Annotated in this window: 17 protein-coding genes; 2 read left to right on the plus strand and 15 right to left on the minus strand. The window is 62.4% G+C overall.

Annotation, left to right across the window (positions count from 1 at the left end; all coding sequences use genetic code 11):
- Positions 1 to 43 precede the first annotated feature (43 nt).
- Together EN885_RS01530 and EN885_RS01535 are read left to right on the plus strand one after the other, a co-directional pair.
- A complete protein-coding gene (locus EN885_RS01530) occupies positions 44 to 652 on the plus strand; it encodes an acyl-homoserine-lactone synthase (RefSeq protein WP_128242385.1) in 609 nt (202 codons plus the stop codon).
- 121 nt (positions 653 to 773) lie between these two features.
- Positions 774 to 1193 (plus strand): LysR family transcriptional regulator, encoded by a 420-nt coding sequence (locus EN885_RS01535; RefSeq protein WP_128242386.1) that lies wholly within the window; start codon positions 774 to 776, stop codon positions 1191 to 1193.
- Here EN885_RS01535 and EN885_RS01540 read toward each other — a convergent pair.
- The 15 genes from EN885_RS01540 to EN885_RS01610 all read right to left on the minus strand — a co-directional run bounded on the left by EN885_RS01540 (position 1185) and on the right by EN885_RS01610 (position 16382).
- Positions 1185 to 1412: a DUF2274 domain-containing protein gene (locus EN885_RS01540; RefSeq protein ID WP_128242387.1), complete on the minus strand. Its 228-nt coding sequence runs from the start codon at positions 1410 to 1412 to the stop codon at positions 1185 to 1187. The two genes, EN885_RS01535 and EN885_RS01540, sit on opposite strands and share 9 nt — an antisense overlap.
- Positions 1409 to 2620 (minus strand): TrbI/VirB10 family protein, encoded by a 1212-nt coding sequence (locus tag EN885_RS01545; protein ID WP_128242388.1) that lies wholly within the window; start codon positions 2618 to 2620, stop codon positions 1409 to 1411. The genes EN885_RS01540 and EN885_RS01545 overlap by 4 nt, the downstream gene beginning before the upstream one ends.
- Positions 2617 to 3630 carry a P-type conjugative transfer protein TrbG gene (gene trbG / locus EN885_RS01550; RefSeq protein ID WP_245492964.1) on the minus strand — a complete coding sequence of 338 codons (1014 nt, stop codon included), beginning with the start codon at positions 3628 to 3630 and terminating at the stop codon, positions 2617 to 2619. The genes EN885_RS01545 and trbG overlap by 4 nt, the downstream gene beginning before the upstream one ends.
- Before the next feature lie 47 nt (positions 3631 to 3677).
- Positions 3678 to 4364, minus strand: a complete 687-nt coding sequence (trbF, locus tag EN885_RS01555; protein WP_128242390.1) for a conjugal transfer protein TrbF — start codon at positions 4362 to 4364, stop codon at positions 3678 to 3680.
- Positions 4361 to 5731 (minus strand): P-type conjugative transfer protein TrbL, encoded by a 1371-nt coding sequence (gene trbL / locus EN885_RS01560; protein ID WP_128242391.1) that lies wholly within the window; start codon positions 5729 to 5731, stop codon positions 4361 to 4363. The genes trbF and trbL overlap by 4 nt, the downstream gene beginning before the upstream one ends.
- The gene (trbK-alt, locus tag EN885_RS01565) at positions 5728 to 6096 is read right to left on the minus strand and encodes a putative entry exclusion protein TrbK-alt (RefSeq protein WP_128242392.1); all 369 of its coding nucleotides are present in this window, start codon (positions 6094 to 6096) and stop codon (positions 5728 to 5730) included. The genes trbL and trbK-alt overlap by 4 nt, the downstream gene beginning before the upstream one ends.
- A gap of 8 nt (positions 6097 to 6104) precedes the next feature.
- Complete coding sequence (gene trbJ, locus EN885_RS01570; RefSeq protein WP_128242393.1) at positions 6105 to 6854, minus strand: P-type conjugative transfer protein TrbJ; 750 nt, start codon at positions 6852 to 6854, stop codon at positions 6105 to 6107.
- On the minus strand, positions 6851 to 9358 hold the full coding sequence (gene trbE / locus EN885_RS01575) for a conjugal transfer protein TrbE (RefSeq protein ID WP_128242394.1): 2508 nt from the start codon (positions 9356 to 9358) through the stop codon (positions 6851 to 6853). Before trbE ends, trbJ begins: the two co-directional genes overlap by 4 nt.
- A gap of 15 nt (positions 9359 to 9373) precedes the next feature.
- Positions 9374 to 9637, minus strand: a complete 264-nt coding sequence (locus tag EN885_RS01580; RefSeq protein ID WP_128242395.1) for a VirB3 family type IV secretion system protein — start codon at positions 9635 to 9637, stop codon at positions 9374 to 9376.
- Positions 9637 to 9939, minus strand: a complete 303-nt coding sequence (locus tag EN885_RS01585; RefSeq protein ID WP_128242396.1) for a TrbC/VirB2 family protein — start codon at positions 9937 to 9939, stop codon at positions 9637 to 9639. Before EN885_RS01585 ends, EN885_RS01580 begins: the two co-directional genes overlap by 1 nt.
- 10 nt (positions 9940 to 9949) lie before the next feature.
- The gene (gene trbB / locus EN885_RS01590; protein ID WP_128242486.1) at positions 9950 to 10948 is read right to left on the minus strand and encodes a P-type conjugative transfer ATPase TrbB; all 999 of its coding nucleotides are present in this window, start codon (positions 10946 to 10948) and stop codon (positions 9950 to 9952) included.
- A gap of 491 nt (positions 10949 to 11439) precedes the next feature.
- Positions 11440 to 12045: a histidine phosphatase family protein gene (locus EN885_RS01595; RefSeq protein WP_128242397.1), complete on the minus strand. Its 606-nt coding sequence runs from the start codon at positions 12043 to 12045 to the stop codon at positions 11440 to 11442.
- 19 nt (positions 12046 to 12064) lie between these two features.
- Positions 12065 to 13162 carry an ABC transporter ATP-binding protein gene (locus EN885_RS01600; RefSeq protein ID WP_128242398.1) on the minus strand — a complete coding sequence of 366 codons (1098 nt, stop codon included), beginning with the start codon at positions 13160 to 13162 and terminating at the stop codon, positions 12065 to 12067.
- Between the two features lie 16 nt (positions 13163 to 13178).
- The gene (locus EN885_RS01605; protein ID WP_128242399.1) at positions 13179 to 14888 is read right to left on the minus strand and encodes an iron ABC transporter permease; all 1710 of its coding nucleotides are present in this window, start codon (positions 14886 to 14888) and stop codon (positions 13179 to 13181) included.
- A gap of 174 nt (positions 14889 to 15062) precedes the next feature.
- Positions 15063 to 16382 (minus strand): extracellular solute-binding protein, encoded by a 1320-nt coding sequence (locus tag EN885_RS01610; RefSeq protein ID WP_128242400.1) that lies wholly within the window; start codon positions 16380 to 16382, stop codon positions 15063 to 15065.
- Positions 16383 to 16419: the final 37 nt, after the last annotated feature.

Raw genomic sequence — 16419 nt, forward strand, 5'->3', positions numbered from 1 at the left:
GAGAAGGACCATTGGTTGACTTCGAAACTGGAGGACAACCAAGATGCTTCTTATGGTTACGGCGCAGAATGCGGAAGAATATCAAGCGGAGTTGGATCAGGCGTTCCGTCTTCGCCACAAGGTGTTTGTCGAAGAAAAGGGTTGGGCGGACCTGCGGCGCGAGGACGGTCGTGAGGTCGACCGCTTCGACGACGAGCACGCAGTCCACATGCTCTTTACCTCTGAGAACCGCGTTGTCGGCTACCAACGCATGCTGCCTTCGACGCGCGCCCATCTGCTGTCGGAGGTTCTATCGGACCTTTGCGATGGCGAACGGCCGGTCGGAGAAAACATTTGGGAATGGACGCGCTACTGCGTCGAGCCGCAATATCGCGAACGGGGACGAATGCTGGGCCCGGTGGCGAATGCGCTTTTGTCCGGCATCGTCGAGTGGGGCTTGGACAGAAGCATCGACACGATCATCATCGAAATGAACCCGCTCTGGCTGCTGCGCCTGGTGCAGTTGCACTTCAGGGTTAAGCCGCTCGGCCTGCCGCGGATGATCGGCGGCGAGGAAACGGTGGCGGTGACAGCTGGCTTCGACGAGCGGACGCTCGCCAGGCTCTATGAAACCCGGAAGGCGAGCCCGCGGACTGGTGCAATCGAGAACTGAACTCGCGCCCGACCCGTGCGCGCTTTGACCAGATACTTCAACGGGGCAGATAGGCGGGCGACTCGACAGTTCGCGTGCGTGAGCGGGTGGGCCACAAACATTTCCAGGAGGAGGAAGCGCCATGCGGCGACGCGTCCAACTCATCACGCTCGAATGCGCACTTATCGTCTCGGAGGAAGGCAGTTTCCTCGGCGCCTCCCGACGCATGGGAATGCACCATTCTGCACTGAGCCGTCGTATCCGCAGCCTTGAGCACGCGGTGGGAACAATTCTGTTCGAACGCCACGCAGGCGGGGTGCGACCGACCCTGGCCGGCGCACGACTCCTGCGCAACCTTCGCCGCGTTCTGACGGATCTCGACGGCACACTCATCATGGAGGAAACGGTCCGAAGAGAACAGGTCGGCAGCCCGCCGAGCGCCTTCGACATGTCGCTGCATGCAACCGAGTTTCTCGATGCGGTTGCCGACTTCATTCGCAGCAGACCGGATGTCACCCTTCGTTTTGTGGAAACGAAACGCGCCTCGACCCGGTCACCCTGACTTCGTGTCGCGCCGGGCGCGGCCGAATGCGCGGTCCGTCGCCATGAACCGCACCAGCATCGGCGCAATCAGCTTTACTGGATCGGCGACAGTCTGGCCGGTCTCGCGGCCGAGCAGCTCGGCATAGGCTAGAAGATCGCGATGAACGGCGGCGGGCAGCTCGACCGTGATCTTGACAGGCCGATCATCGGGAATGGCAGACAGTTTCAGTTTGGTCATGATGGATCCTTTGGTGCGTACGGCGCCAGCACAAGGTCGCGGTTGACTATTACGCGAACCGGGAAACCGGGCCGGACGGTGAGTGTCGGCTGGACATTAAGCTGATTGCGCACGATCTGCTGACCGATATTGGAGGCTGAGTCCTGGGCACTTTCTCGGATGGCCTTGGCGATATCGCTTTCGTCGTCGCTGGAACCAAGCGATGTCCCCACCCCGAGCAGGGTCGACAGCGCTGCGGCCCGGAACAGCTGGCCCCAGTGGTAGTCGACCTCGTCCTCCAGCCCCGAAAACCCTAGGGCATCCGCGCTTTGCTGGCGCTCCAGCACGATCGAGGTCCCGTCCGGCACGATGAGCCGGTTCCAAACCAGGAGTACGCGAGACTGACCGAAGGCGACCTGGCTGTCATACTGGCCAATCAACTTCGTACCCTGGGGAACCAGTAGATACGATCCTGATGGACTGTCGTAGACGTTCTCCGTGACCTGAGCGGTGACCTGACCGGGAAGATCGGAGCGGATGCCGGTGATCAGAGCAGCGGGAATGACCGTGCCTGCCTGGACGACATATGGCGAGGCCTTTGCCGCGAGACGATCGGGACTGACGATGCGGCGATCCTGTTTGGCATTGACGAAGGCGAGCTTGCGGTCCTGCATATTTTGCGAGGAGCCTGGGTCAGGCGCCGGCGGTTCTGCCGGCGCTGTCAATCCGGACTTGGTGTCCGCGATGGAAGTTCCAGCCCCGGCACCCAGTCGCGACGGAATCGCCTGCGCGTTGGTTTCCGTGAACAGCTTTGCGACACGCGCGGCCTCGATCTCGGCGAGGCGGCGCTGTTCTTCCGGATCGCCGCTAGGCGTGCTGATGTCGGGCGTAATGACCGGCCTGCCCTGCTCTTGTGCACGCAGGATCGGCCGGCCGAGATCGCCCGGCAGCGCGGGGCCGAGTTTTGGAACGCCGGCATAGTCCTTCGGCAGCGTCTGCAGCCCATCGGCGGTCGAGCGGTTTTCCGTGGTGAAGAGTTCGGACGATGGTTCGTTGCCACGCCGTCTGGTGTCGAGCGCCCAGATCAGCGCGCCGAGGATCGCGATGCTGGCGACCCCACCAAGACCGATCAGCACCTTGCGCGAAAGGCGTGTCACCCTGGCAGGTTCGTGCCGCAGACGCAGTTCAGCTCGGATGTCCCGGTTCAAGCCATTCGTAGGGTCGCTCATCTGAACAATCCTGCGCGATGCTGCGGCCGGCTACCGTCGGTGCGCACAATGCGGACGCGCCTCTCGCTAGTCTTGTCGCCGAGCCGCAGTTCAGCAGCGGCAAAGAGGCGATCGACAATGTAGTAATTCTGGTGGGCGCGGTAGTTGACCAGTTCGGAGCCACCCGACGGCCCGATGACGAACAGTGGCGGCATCTCCCCCTGGCCAATGCCCGACGGGAATTCGATATAGACCTTTGCGCCATCGTCGAAGGCTCGGAGCGGCCTCCACGGTGCTGTGTCGCCCTCGATGCGATATCGGAAATTGAGTTTCTGGATGTCGACGCCGGCGGCAACCGGCCGGGCTGCGGAAGCCTCGGCGTTCTGGCGCCGCAGCGCGATCAGCTGGTCCTGCGGATACTGCCAGGACACGGAAGCCATGTAGGTCTTTTCAGTCGATCGAAGCTCAAGATGATAGGTGCGGCGGTCGCTGTTGATCACAAGATTGGTCTGGAGATCCGGTCTTGTCGGCTTCACGAGAATATGGACCTGCTGGCGCTCCCCTGCCCCACTCTGGGTGTCGCCAATGATCCAGCGTACCGTGTCGCCGGCGGCCACAGGCCCAGAGCCGACAAGCTGTTCGCCGGGCTCCAGCGCGATGTCTGTGACCTGACCAGGCGCGGCATAGATCTGATAAAGCGCGCCTTCGCTCCAGGGATAGAGCTGAATCGCGTTGACGAACCCATCACGGACAGGCTGCCTTCTTGCCGTCTCATTGGCCTGACTGATCCGCTGCTTGGGGTCGGCTGGCTCCGTTTTCACCTTCGCGGTTTGGACCGGCTTCAACTGGCCGGGAAGCGGAAGGGGTTTCGGCAGTTCCACCACTTTCACCGGACCCGGCGGATCGACCTTCTGCACGGCAGGCACCGCGTCGTCATATTGGATCTCGGGCGGAATGTATTTCTTCGAGGCGCAGCCGGCGAGCGCTGTCGCCGACACTAGTGCCACTGCAAGCACACGCGCCCTGGTCATATTGCGCGCGGTCTGTTTCGTTCTTTTGCGTGTTTGTACCGCACACATCATGAAAGCTCCTTCGACCAGTTGATGGCGTTGACGTAGACGCCGAGCGGATTGGCCTTCAGCCGGTCGGCGTTGTGGGGTTGTTGAATCACGATCGTGAGGATGGCAGTCCAACGCTCAGTGCTGGCGAGACTGCCGTTCTCGTAGCGGCGTTCCACCCAGGCGACACGAAACGAGCCCGGCGAAGCACGAATGACGCTGGAGACCTCGACCGCGATCTGGATTTTGCCCACCTTGGCAAATGGGTCGTTCAAGCGGGCGTAGTCATTCAGGGAAACCGCGCCGCGGTCGGTCGTGTAGTCGTAGGCGCGCAACCAGTTTTGGCGGACAATGACCGGATCGTCCGCAATGCTTCTCACCTGTTCGATAAACCGGGCGAGATACCATGCGATCTGCGGGTCGGTTGGTCGATAGTCGGCAACAGCCGGAGCGACCGCCTGTGCCTCGCCAAGCTTGCCAACCTGGACGACCCAGGGAACCACAGCGCCGCGTGTCGACTGCCAGACCAAGGCGGCAGCGAAGCCGCCGGCCAGCACCAGTGATCCCAAGGCCATCAGCCGCCAGTTCTTCGCCTGGACGCGGGCCGAGCCGATGCGGTCGTCCCAGAGCTGGGTGGCACGCTGATAGGGCGTTTCTGGCTGTGGCGTCTTGCCATAGCGAACGGAAGGTCGTTTGAAGAGGTTCATCGGCGGTCGTCCTGATTGAGAGAGACATTCATCGATCCGCCGCCATGATCGCCGGAGCGGACGGAATGGGCGGCCATGCTGGCGCCATGGCTCATGGCCTGGCCGCGCTTCATGCGAGCGGCCCATGCCGGCGGCGATCCGGCACTGGCTTCGGCGGTCGCCGTACGACCTGAAGAGGCGGTTCCTGATGGGTGCTGTCCGCCGGTCGCGGTCCATGCGGTCGAGCGGCCTGCCTGATGGCTGGAGGACAGAGCTGAAGCCGTGCGCGACATTGCCTGCTTCACTGGCTGAGCGGCAGCGCCGGCGCCAGCCTTGGCGACACCCGCCATGCCGGCGGCGATTGAGCCTGCACCGGACAGTCCGGATGTGGCTGTGGCAAGTCCCCAGGCGGTCGAGGCGCTGCCGGCGAGATGCGCGCCGCCACGCGCTGCGGCCGCAGACATCCGCCCCCCGGCATTGAGCGTGCCTGCTGCGCCGCTCAATCCGGCGCGAGCACCCATGTAGCCGGCAGCCCCTAAACCAACGGCAGTGAGGCCAGTGCCGACAGCAGCACCTGCCCCGAGCTGCGGCGCGCCGGAAACAAGCCCTGTCGCGATACCCGGACCGAAGATCGACAGCCCCATCAGCGACAAGGCGCCCAGCACAAGCGAGAGCGCATCGGTGATCGTCGGCTGCTCCGCGCCAAAACCTTGGGTGAACTCGCCGAAGAGTCCCGAGCCAATGCCGACGATGACGGCGAGCACAAGGATCTTCACGCCTGAGGCGACGATGTTGCCGAGCACTTTTTCGGCGAGGAATGCGGTCCTGTTGAATAGCGCAAACGGGATTAGCACGAAACCGGCAAGCGTCGTCAGCTTGAACTCGATAAGCGTGACGAAGATCTGTACGGCGAGAATGAAGAAGGCGATGAGCACGATCGCCCAGGCGATCATAAGCACAGCGATCTGGACAAAGTTCTCAAAGAAGGCGACGTAGCCCATCAACTGGCTGGCGGCTTCAAGGATCGGATTGCCGGCGTCGATGCCGACCTGCGCGACGCGCCCTGGCTGCAGCAGTGCCGATCCCGAAAGTGCCGATCCTCCGGCCTTCAGACCGAGCCCGGAAAAACTCTCAAAGACGATGCCGGCAAGACGATTGAAATTGCCGATAATGAAGGCGAAGAAGCCGATATAGAGCGTCTTCTTCACCAGCCGATGCAGCACGTCCTCATCAGCGCCCCAGGCCCAGAACAGGCCGGCAAGCGTGATGTCAATGACGATCAGGGTGGAGGCAAGGAACGCCACCTCGCCGCCGAGCAGGCCAAACCCGGAATCGATGTAGCGGGTGAAAGTCTCGAGGAAACGGTCAATGACGCCGGTGTCGTTCATGGCGCCACCAACTTCGGGCGGAGTTCATCTTCCGCACCGGTCGCCGTCGACGGCGATAGCGGTGGTATCCGGCTCAGGTCCTTCTCGATCGATGGTGCCGCGTATGGTGCCACGGGCCGGGATGGCCGCAGGAAACGCCGACGGTTCTCAACCCAGGCTTTCCTGCAGGCCTCGTCAGCAATTGCGGCCATGCCGATTCCCCGGCATCGCTCGAGTTCGACGCTTGCCGGCTCGCCGCCCGGATGCGCGGAACGCGGGGAGGACGCGTCCTGCAAGCCGTTGCCGCGCAGCGCCATGAAGGCGGCGGTCATGGCGGCGCCAAGGGCAAGAACGACTATCATCCGGGCGGCGATCTTGAGATCCATGACCTGCCTCAGTCGTGGAACATTTTTACGGATGACGGGCTGTAGCTGCTGCCCGTCATGAAGCGGCTGAACTGTTCTCGTGCTTGCTCCTGCGCTGCCGCCTGCCTGGCCTTCTCCAACGCTTCCGCGCGCCCCTGCGCTGCGAGCATCGCCGTAAGATCGGCGACCTGCTTTGCTTGCACGGCAAGCAGCTGATTGCCGGCTTGCGTCGCCTGCAGCACGCCGACGGCCGACTGGCTGGCGTCAACCAGTGCGCTGGTCTGCTGCTGCGTCCCGTCGGTGTTGTCGACGGCGACGGCACCGGCTTTCAAGGAATGCTCGAAGGCCGACACCGAGGTCTGCCAGCGCTCGCGTGCACCATCGACAAGTTGTTGGCTCGAGAGGACAGAGCCAAAATTCTCATAAGCGGACGTAAACTGGCTATCGATGTCCTGAACGCTGTAGGCGAGTTTGTTGGCCTCTCCGAGCAGGGTCTTCATCTCGGAGAAATTGCCTTCGATCTGGTCAAGCATCGAGGTCGGCAGCGAGGTGAGGTTCTTCGCCTGGTTAATCAGCATCTGCGCCTCGTTCTGAAGCGAGGTGATCTGATTCTGGATCTGCTCGAGGGCTCGCGATGCCGAAAGCAGGTTCTCGGCGTAATTCCTGGGATCAAAAACGATGAACGCCGATGCCGGTGCCACCGACAGCGCAACAGTGGCAACAAGTGCACCGGCGGCAGCCATGCGGCGGATGCGGTGACGTGCAAGAACGGTCTTCATGAGGAAACCTCCTTTGCGGATTGGTCGATGACATTGGGGAGATCGGGAACGAGGTCGGCCGCCCAGGCGAGACCCCGATCGGCAAGCCAGGCCTTGAAGAAATGTTGTTGGCCGCCCTCTGCGATGATCCGATCGATCGCGGCTTGGTCAGACTTCGAGGACGCAGCGCAGAGCGCCAGGGCTATCGGGCCGAGGCCGAGTTCGAACAGCCGGTTGCCGCGCCGCGACTGGCAGTAATAGTCGCGCTTCGGCGTCGCCCTGGCGACGATTTCGATCTGGCGATCGTTGAGGCCGAAGCGTCGGTAGATCTCGGCAATCTGTGGCTCGATGGCGCGATCGTTGGGCAGGAACAACCGCGTTGGGCAGCTTTCGACGATGGCCGGTGCGATCCTGCTGCCGTCGATGTCGGAGAGCGATTGCGTGGCGAAGATGACGGAGGCGTTCTTCTTGCGAAGAGTCTTCAACCATTCGCGAAGCTGATCGGCGAACCCGCCATCGTCGAGTGCCAGCCATCCCTCGTCGATGATCAGCAGCGTCGGTCGACCGTCCATCCGCTGCTCGATGCGGTGGAATAGATAGGCAAGCACAGCCGGGGCCGCCCCTGTGCCGATCAGACCTTCGGTCTCGAAGGCCTGGACCGAGGCCTCACCAAGACGCTCATGCTCGGCGTCGAGCAGCCGGCCATAGGGACCGCCGATGCAATAGGGCCGCAGCGCCTGTTTGAGCGGCGAGGACTGCAGCAGCACCGTCAGCCCGGTCAGCGTTCGTTCCTGAGCCGGCGCGGAGGCTAGCGACGTCAGTGCCGACCAGAGATATTCTCTGACCTCCGGCGTGATGGGAACGCCCTCTCGCAGAAAAATGTCGCCCAGCCATCCGGCTGCCCAGGCCCGCTCCGGCGTGTGATGGATACGGCCAAGCGGCTGCAGCGAGACGGGTTCGACGTCATCCGACAGATCGGCCAAGGAGAGCAGCGCAAGCGGGTCATTCTGCCCCTGCTCGCTCGATGCACTGCTGCCGAGATTGTGCCAGTCGCCGCCCATGGCGAGCATTGCGGCGCGGATCGAGCCGCCGAAGTCGAAGGCAAAGATCTGGTTGTTCTCGTAGCGTCGGAACTGCAGCGCCATCATCGCCAACAGCACCGACTTGCCGGCACCCGTCGGGCCGACGATGAGAGTATGGCCGACATCGCCGACATGAAGCGAGAACCGGAACGGCGTAGCCCCTTCTGTCCTGGCAAAGAACAGCGGCGGAGCGCCAAAATGCTCGTCTGTTTCGAGGCCTGCCCAGACAGCCGAAAGCGGCATCATATGGGCGAGGTTCAGGGTCGACAGCGGCGGTTGGCGGACATTCGCGTAAACATGGCCGGGAATACCGCCGAGCCATGCCTCGATGGCATTGACGCCTTCGACGATGCAGGTGAAATCCCGCCCTTGAATGACTTTTTCCACCAGCCGAAGTTTCTCGTCGGCGATCGACTGATCGGCATCCCAGACAGCTACGGTGGTGGTGACGTAAGCTTCGCCGATCTGGTCGGAGCCGAGGTCCTGAAGGGCCGCGTCCGCATCGGCTGCCTTGTTGGCGGCGTCCGTGTCGACGAGGACCGATGCCTCATTGGTCATCACCTCCTTGAGGATCGCGACAACCGACTTCCTCTTGGCGAACCACTGGCGGCGGATTTTCGTCAGCAGCCTGGTCGCGTCCGTCTTGTCGAGCATGATCGCCCGCGTCGACCAGCGGTAGGCAAAGGCAAGCCGGTTGAGGTCGTCGAGGATCCCCGGAAAAGTTGCTGTTGGGAAACCGGTGATGGTGAGCGTGCGCAGATGAAACTCGCCTAGCCGAGGTTCCAATCCGCCGGCGAGCAGTTGATCGACCAGAAGCGCGTCGAGATGCATTGGCACCTCGGGAACACGTACACGATGGCGCTTGGTTGAGATGGTGGAGTGCAGATAGGTCAGCGTCTCGCCGTCATCGAGCCAGGCAGCTTCCGGAACGAGACCTTCGACCAGGTTCAGCACGCGGTCGGTGCGATCGACGAAACTTTTGAGGAACTCCCACGGATCGTTGCCGGTCTTTTCCCGACCTTCGTAAAGCCAGCTCTCCGTCCGCGACGCATCCTCGGTCGGCGGCAGCCAGACGAAGGTGAGGAAATAGCTGTTCTCGAACAGCACACCGGAGTCCTCGAATTGCTCGCGCCGTTCGATCTCAAGAAGTGCCGATGCGGAATCCGGGAACTGGCTGTTGGGATAGTCGGTGGCGGGATTGCGCTGAGCCTCAACGAAAATCGCCCAGCCGGAGCCGAGACGGCGCAGCGCGCTGTTCAGCCGCGCCGTCGTCCCGACCAATTCCGCTGGCGTGGCAGAATCCAGATCGGGACCGCGGAAGCGCGCCGTCCTTTGAAAGCTGCCATCCTTGTTGAGCACCACGCCCGGTGCGACCAGGGCCGCCCACGGCAGATAATCGGCAAGGTTCGTGCGCTTCTTGCGGTACTCGGCAAGGTTCATCATTGGGGGAAACCTCTCTCAGCAGCCGAAATATGCGGGATAGCGCAGGTGCCGGCGGACCACGTCGACGAACTGCGCATCGCGCTTGGCGGCCCAGACAGCCGCGAAATGGCCGATCGCCCAGATAACGAGACCGACGATCCACAGGCGAAGCCCCAGTCCGACCGCGCCGGCCAGCGTGCCGTTGGCGATGGCCACCGCGCGCGGCGCGCCACCGAGGAGGATCGGTTCGGTCAGCGCGCGATGGATCGGCGCGAAAAAGCCACTGACATCCTCCTCCATCAGATCAGCGCCCCGCCGCCGAAGGAGAAGAAGGACAGGAAGAACGAGCTGGCCGCGAAGGCGATCGACAGGCCGAACACGATCTGGATCAAGCGACGGAATCCGCCTGACGTGTCGCCGAAGGCCAGCGACAGGCCGGTGACGATAATGATGATCACCGCCACGATCTTGGCGACCGGTCCCTCGATCGATTCCAGGATTTGTTGAAGCGGCTCTTCCCAAGGCATGGAGGAGCCGGCCGCATGAGCAGGCGCGATCATCATGGCCGTGACCGCAGCAGTCGCAGCGACAAGCGGGAGCATCGAACCAAGCCTAGGGATAGACGATGAAGTGAAGCGGATCGGACTCATTCTGAGGCTCCATGGGTGAGTGGGGATTCGAATTTGGTTCGGTCTCGAGCTTGGCTTCGAGCGTCCGGTAGTCGCCAGTGGCAGGATCGAGGCCGTCGACGAGCGCGATCTCAACCAGGCGTCGGGCCGAGCCGCGGCCGGAGAGAACGGCAACAACGTCGATCGTTTCGGCAATGAGCGCGCGCGGGACGGCGACGACAGCTTCCTGAACGAGCTGCTCGAGACGGCGTAGCGCTCCAAGCACCGAACTGGCATGGATGGTGCCGATGCCGCCCGGGTGGCCGGTGCCCCATGCCTTTAAAAGATCGAGGGCCTCGGCGCCGCGCACCTCGCCGATGGGAATGCGATCGGGGCGAAGCCGCAACGACGACTTCACCAGATCGGAGAGTGAGGCGACACCATCCTTGGTGCGCAAGGCGACGAGGTTCGGCGCGGCACACTGGAGCTCGCGCGTGTCCTCAATCAGCACGATGCGGTCAGCGGTCTTCGCCACTTCGGCCAGCAGCGCATTGACCAGCGTGGTCTTGCCGGTCGATGTGCCGCCGGCGACAAGCAAATTCTTGCGCTTCTCGACGGCGAGCCGCAGGACGTCGACTTGGGCTTCCGTCATGATACCGGCGGCGACGTAATCTTCGAGGGTGAACACGGCGACGGCGGGCTTGCGAATGGCGAAAGCGGGTGCTGTCACAACAGGCGGCAGCAGGCCCTCGAAGCGCTCGCCCGTTTCCGGCAGTTCGGCCGCAACGCGAGGGCTACCGGGATGCACCTCGGCACCGACATGGTGCGCGACGAGGCGCACGATTCGCTCGCCATCGGCCGGGACAAGAACATGGCCGGTGGCGACAAGTCCTTCCTGCAACCGATCGACCCAGAGCCGACCATCCGGGTTGAGCATCACCTCGACGATTGCGGGATCTTCCAGGAAGCGCGCTATAGCGGACCCAAGCGCCGTGCGCAGCATGCGCGCGCCGCGCGACACCGCTTCACTGGCGAGATGATGATTGGTTGCCACGATGATCCCCGTTTGGTGCAGCGAGCTGCTTCGTGCCGCGCTCGGGGATGATTAGAAGAGGCAGGAATAGCGGCCTTGCAACAAGCAAAATCGGCGATCTTGATGCGACGTGTAGAGACTTGCGAAATGCGGCGCGGCCTGGTCAGCTTGCCCCCCATCTATCTCGCCGGCAAGTAACCTACCCGCCGGAGAACATCCGATGTAATGCGGTCTGGGTGACGGCCGACAAAGCCTGACGCGGCTGGACGATCGTCCCGCTAAGGGTGGCGTTCAAGTCCTGGTCGATGCGATACGACGGGGTTCACGATACGGAGTCTGTGATCACAAGCGAAGCTTCGCCGCGCAGCGATGTTTGTTTTGCAAGCGCGCAGTTTCGTGAGCGGCGTGCAATGGTGCTCTATCGAAGCGGCATCGCTACCGGCCTGATCGGCGTTCCCGTGTCAGTCGGCGGCCAAATCATCCGGCAGGAAAGGGCCGATGTTGTAACCTTCGAGTTTGGCGCTCGTCGCTTCGGCGGAAGCGAAGCTGAGGAGGGTCGCCGTTCCCGGAGTCACAGGAACGGCGTTTCCCGGTGGCAGATCGAGAAACTCGTGGCACGCAGCGCGCACCACGCCTTCATGAACCACGGCGAGCACGTCTCCTGCCGCCCATGCCAGCCAGTCTCTCAATCCCGCCGCCACGCGTGCCCTGAACGCGCTCCAGGTCTCGCCCTTGATCGGCGTATAGGCTCCTGCCCGCCACGCGAGATATTCGCAGGTGTGGTCGGCGAGCAATTCCGATCTGGTGCGTCCGGTCCACACGCCCATATCGATTTCACGCAACCTCCTGTCCGAAGGGGCCGTAGCGCAACCGATCAATGCGGCAGTGTGCCGGGCCTGACCGAGATCCGAGGAGACCACTGCCACCGGCATGAGCGCCCTCGCATATGGCGCGAAGTTGAGGGCCTGCTGGACGCCGTGTTCGGAGAGATCGGAGTTGTCATGCCCCTGAAGGCGCTGCTCGGCGTTCCACAGCGTTTCACCGTGACGCAATAATATCAGCCGCACCGGTCGACACCCTTCGCGGTCACGCCGCCAGCCATAGGGCGGATGCGGGCTGCAATCCGACGTCGGCCGCGGTGCCCGTTTCAAGCAACGACGCGCCGGAATGGAACGGCTGGTCGACCAGCACCTCCGATGAGCCAATTTTGACGCCGTAGCGGACCGTGGCCCCGAGAAACTCTCGATGCACGATGGCCCCAGGCAAGTGGGCCGCGCCGTCGGCGGCTTTGCCGAGCGTCGCATATTGCGGTCGGAAAACCAGCTTGCCATTTGCGGGAACGCCCACGCCTTCCGGTATCGGCACGACGCCACCACCCTCCACCTCGAACGTCTTCGCGGCGCCGGAGCCGCCGACTTTTCCATTCAGGATGTTGGCTGTCCCGAGAAAATTGGCGACGAACAGATTGGTCGGCTTTTCATACAGTTCCATGGGTGTTCCGACCTGCTGTATCTGACCGTCGTTGAACACCGCTATGCGGTCGCAGATTGTGTTGGCCTCTTCCTGGTCGTGAGTGACAAAAATCGTGGTCAGGTGAAGCCGCTGTTGGAGATCGCGCAATTCGCGGCGTACCTGGACCCTCATCTTGGCATCCAGGTTGGAAAGAGGTTCGTCGAGAAGCAGGACTTTCGGCTCGATTGCGATGGTGCGTGCAACGGCGACGCGCTGCTGCTGGCCGCCGGAAAGCTGCGCAGGCCGGCGATCGGCGAGATGCCGCAACCCGACGAGGTCGAGCGCCGCGTTAACATTGCGGTCGATCTCGGCGCGCGGCAGCCGCCGCTCCTCAAGGCCGAACGCAACATTTTTCCTGACAGTGAGATGCGGCCACAAAGCATAGGACTGAAACACCATGCCGATATCGCGTTTCCAGGGCGGCGTGCCGAGTACGTCCTTTCCCGCGATCACCACTTGGCCGTTGCGGGCCGTGTTGAAGCCGGCAATCAGCCTCAGCAGCGTGGTCTTGCCGCAACCCGATGGACCGAGAAAGGCGAAGAATTCACCTGGCCGGATGTCGAGGTTGACGTTCTTCAGCACGTGAATATCGCCGTAAAACAGATCGACGTCGCGGATGTTGATTTCCTTGGCCGAGCCGGCAAGGCCGGTTTCAGTGACCGTTGCATCCATTGTTTTCTCCTTTGGCTCACTTGGCCATTCCGTTTGCCTTCTGGCGCCGTTCGATCAGGTAGTGGGACAGAAGGGTGCAGAGCGCCACCATGACGACGGCGGTGACACCGAGCGCGGCACCAGGGCCGCGGCCGGCAGGCGATTGCATGAAGACGTAAAGCCCGTAGGCGATCGGCGCGTCCGAATTGCTTTGGATCAGCATCAGCGTCGCCGACAATTCCACCGCCGCGGTGGAGAAGCTGGTAACGAAACCAGCGAGCAGGCCCCCCATCATCAGCGGCAGCACGACCCGTTTGACGGTGCGCAATTTAGTGGCGCCGAGATTTTCCGCGGCCTCCTCGAGCGATTCCGAAACCTGCTGGAGAGCCGCGTAACAGGCGCGTAGCGCATAAGGCAGGCGGCGGATCGCAAGCGCGAGGACGACCATGACCCAGAGCGTCGCCAGCGGCGTGCCATCAGGCAACGTGACGCCGTAGAAGGTGCGGAGATACCCGATGCCAAGCACGACGCCGGGGATGGCGAGTGCCGAGGTTGCGGCCCAGTCGAGCCAACGGCGACCGACGATCCTGGTCCGAAGCACGAGATAGGCGATGGCACCGCCGACGACCACGTCGATCAGGCCAGCGAGCGATGCATAGATCAGCGTGTTCTTGATGTAGAGCGAACTCTCCCCGAAGACGCGGCCGTAATGCGCCACGGTGAATGCATCCGGCAATGGGCTGAACGACCAGACCGTCGCGAGGGAGAGAAGCAGTAGGCCGATATGCGGCGACAGCACCAGAAGCAGGATAAGCATGACGACGCCATAGGCAACGACGCTTTCTCCAGTTCCGAGCTGGCGTCGCGACAGGCCGCCACCGCCGCGCTGAACGGTCGAATAGTCTTTGCCGCGCATGGTGATCGCCGACACCCACATGGCAAAGATCGACACCGCGATCAGAATGACCGAAATGACATAACCCATCGGATCGGTGAGGCCGACCGAGGTGACACGCAGATAGGCTTGCGGCGCCAGCATGTCCTTGACGTTAAGCAGCAGCGGCGTGGCGAGATCATCGAAGACTTTCACGAAGACCAGCGAGGCTCCGGCAAGATAGCCAGGCATGGCGAGCGGAAAGACGATGCGCCTGAACAGGCGAAATCCGGACGCGCCAAGATTCTGGGCGGCCTCTTCCATCGCACGGTCGATATTGCGCAGGCTGGTCGACAGATTGATCAGGATGAATGGGAAATAGTGCAGCGATTGCACGAAGATGACGCCGTTCGGGCCGTCCATGAAAGGCAGCTTGAAGCCGCACCAGTCGTTGAGCAGCAGGTTCACCGTTCCGTTGCGGCCGAACAGCAACTGCATCGCCACCGCACCGACGAAGGGCGGCATGATCAACGGCACGAAACCCAGCGTCTGTATAACGATGGCGCCGCGAAATTCGAAACGTGTGGTGAGTACCGCAAGCGGCAGCGCGAGCACCGTCGCCCAGATCACAGACATGCCTGAAACGTACACCGAGTTCCAGAACGAGCGGACGAACAGGTCGGTGCCGAAGAAATCGAAGAAGTTGACGAAGGTAAACGTCCCGGTGCCTTTTTCCGTGAACGCTGTGTAGATGACCGTGCCTGCCGGAACGATGAGGAACACCCCCAGGAAGAGTGCGATCACCAGCACTGCCGCCGTTTGTCCTGGTCTCGACGATACACGCTGCGAGGGGCTGGAAAGGGCATAGGTCATGCTTGACTCCCGATGAAAGCTGCCGCTCGGCGACCGCGCTGTCACGCGTTCGACCTCGACGAGACGTTCAAGGCGGTCACCCGGCGACGCCGCGAATGACGGCTGTACCGCTCCGGTGGCGCTGCCCGGAAACCGGACAGCCTTCGAGTGGCGCTACGCAGATTGCAGGCGCCGTTACTGGGTGAGCGCCAGTGCCTCTTCCGCCTTGGCCTTGGCAGCAGCGTATTTTTCAGTCGCAAAGGCTGCCCACTGCTGTTCGAGTTGGGCCTGGCGGGCCGTCTTCTGATCGCCGCCGGTGAAGGCGTCGCCGATCTCGGCGCTCGCCGCCTGCTCGGCGCTGATCGGTATTGCAGCAATCATGCCGCGTGCCTCGTCGAGCAGAGTCCGCGCTTGGGCATTCTCGCCAGCCGCCAAGGCGATTTCCGTGTCGTGAATGGCCCTCGTCGCGGCCTTCAGATTATCGAGCTGAAAGGTGATGAGTTGATCGTAGAGCGTATCAACAACGTCGGTGCGCTTCTTCGAGACGTCGGCATCGAAGGAGACCATCGACTGGAAGCGGGCATCCTTGAACGGGTTCGGGAATCCCTCCGGCGCTTTTGCATAAAGTGCTGGATTGATCGGCAACCGGCGGATCGAAGGTTCCAGAAGCACCGTTTGACCCGGCTCCGAAAGCAGATAGTTGATGAACGCCTCGGCGCCCTTCCGGTTCGGCGCGTTGGCGACGATCGCGACGTTGGCCGGGACCACCGTCGTCACCGACGGATAGGCGAAGCCGACCGGAAAGCCGCTGGCTTGGGCCGAGAAAGCGAAGAAGTCGATGACGACGCCGATGCCGGTCTGCCCCGAATTCACCGCATCCGGAACTCCAAAGGAGCGTTCGGTCACCTGCTGCAGATTACCGCCCATCGCCTTCAGCGTGGCCCAGCCCTTGTCCCACCCTTCGCCCTGCAGAATCGTCTCGATGGTCAGATGCGTCGTGCCCGAGCGCGACGGCGCCGCAATCGCGATGTGGTCGAAATATTCGGGCTTCGTCAAATCACTCCATTCGGCCGGTTTCGCCAGGCCGTTGGCCTCGAGATAACGCTCGTTCCACATGATGCCGTACCCGGAAGCGGCGAAACCGAAATAGAACCCGTCCGGATCGTTGACATTGTAGGAACCGACCCTGTCGGGCAATCCGGTGACCGCCGGCGTGAATTTCGCCAACAGGTTCTTACCCTTCAAACTGTCGAAGGCATCGGGCGCCGACGCCCAGAACAAGTCGACCTGGTTGTTGGCTTTGATCTCGTCGAGATATTTGACACCTGAGCTGGTGCTTTTGTTCTGCACATCCAGGGTGAAGCCGGGATTGGCAGCCTCGAAGCCGGCCTTCAAAGGATCTGTCACATCCTTGGAAAACGAGGTGACCACCGTAACCTTTCCGCCATCTTGCGCGTAGGCGTTCATCAATCCGGCAGCCGAAATCAGCATTGCCACGGCAATGGTCTTGAGCATGTCTTCTCCTCCGTTGGCCGCGCCCTTTAATGCGGCG

Source organism: Mesorhizobium sp. M6A.T.Cr.TU.014.01.1.1 (assembly GCF_004022765.1).
Lineage (GTDB): Bacteria > Pseudomonadota > Alphaproteobacteria > Rhizobiales > Rhizobiaceae > Mesorhizobium > Mesorhizobium mediterraneum.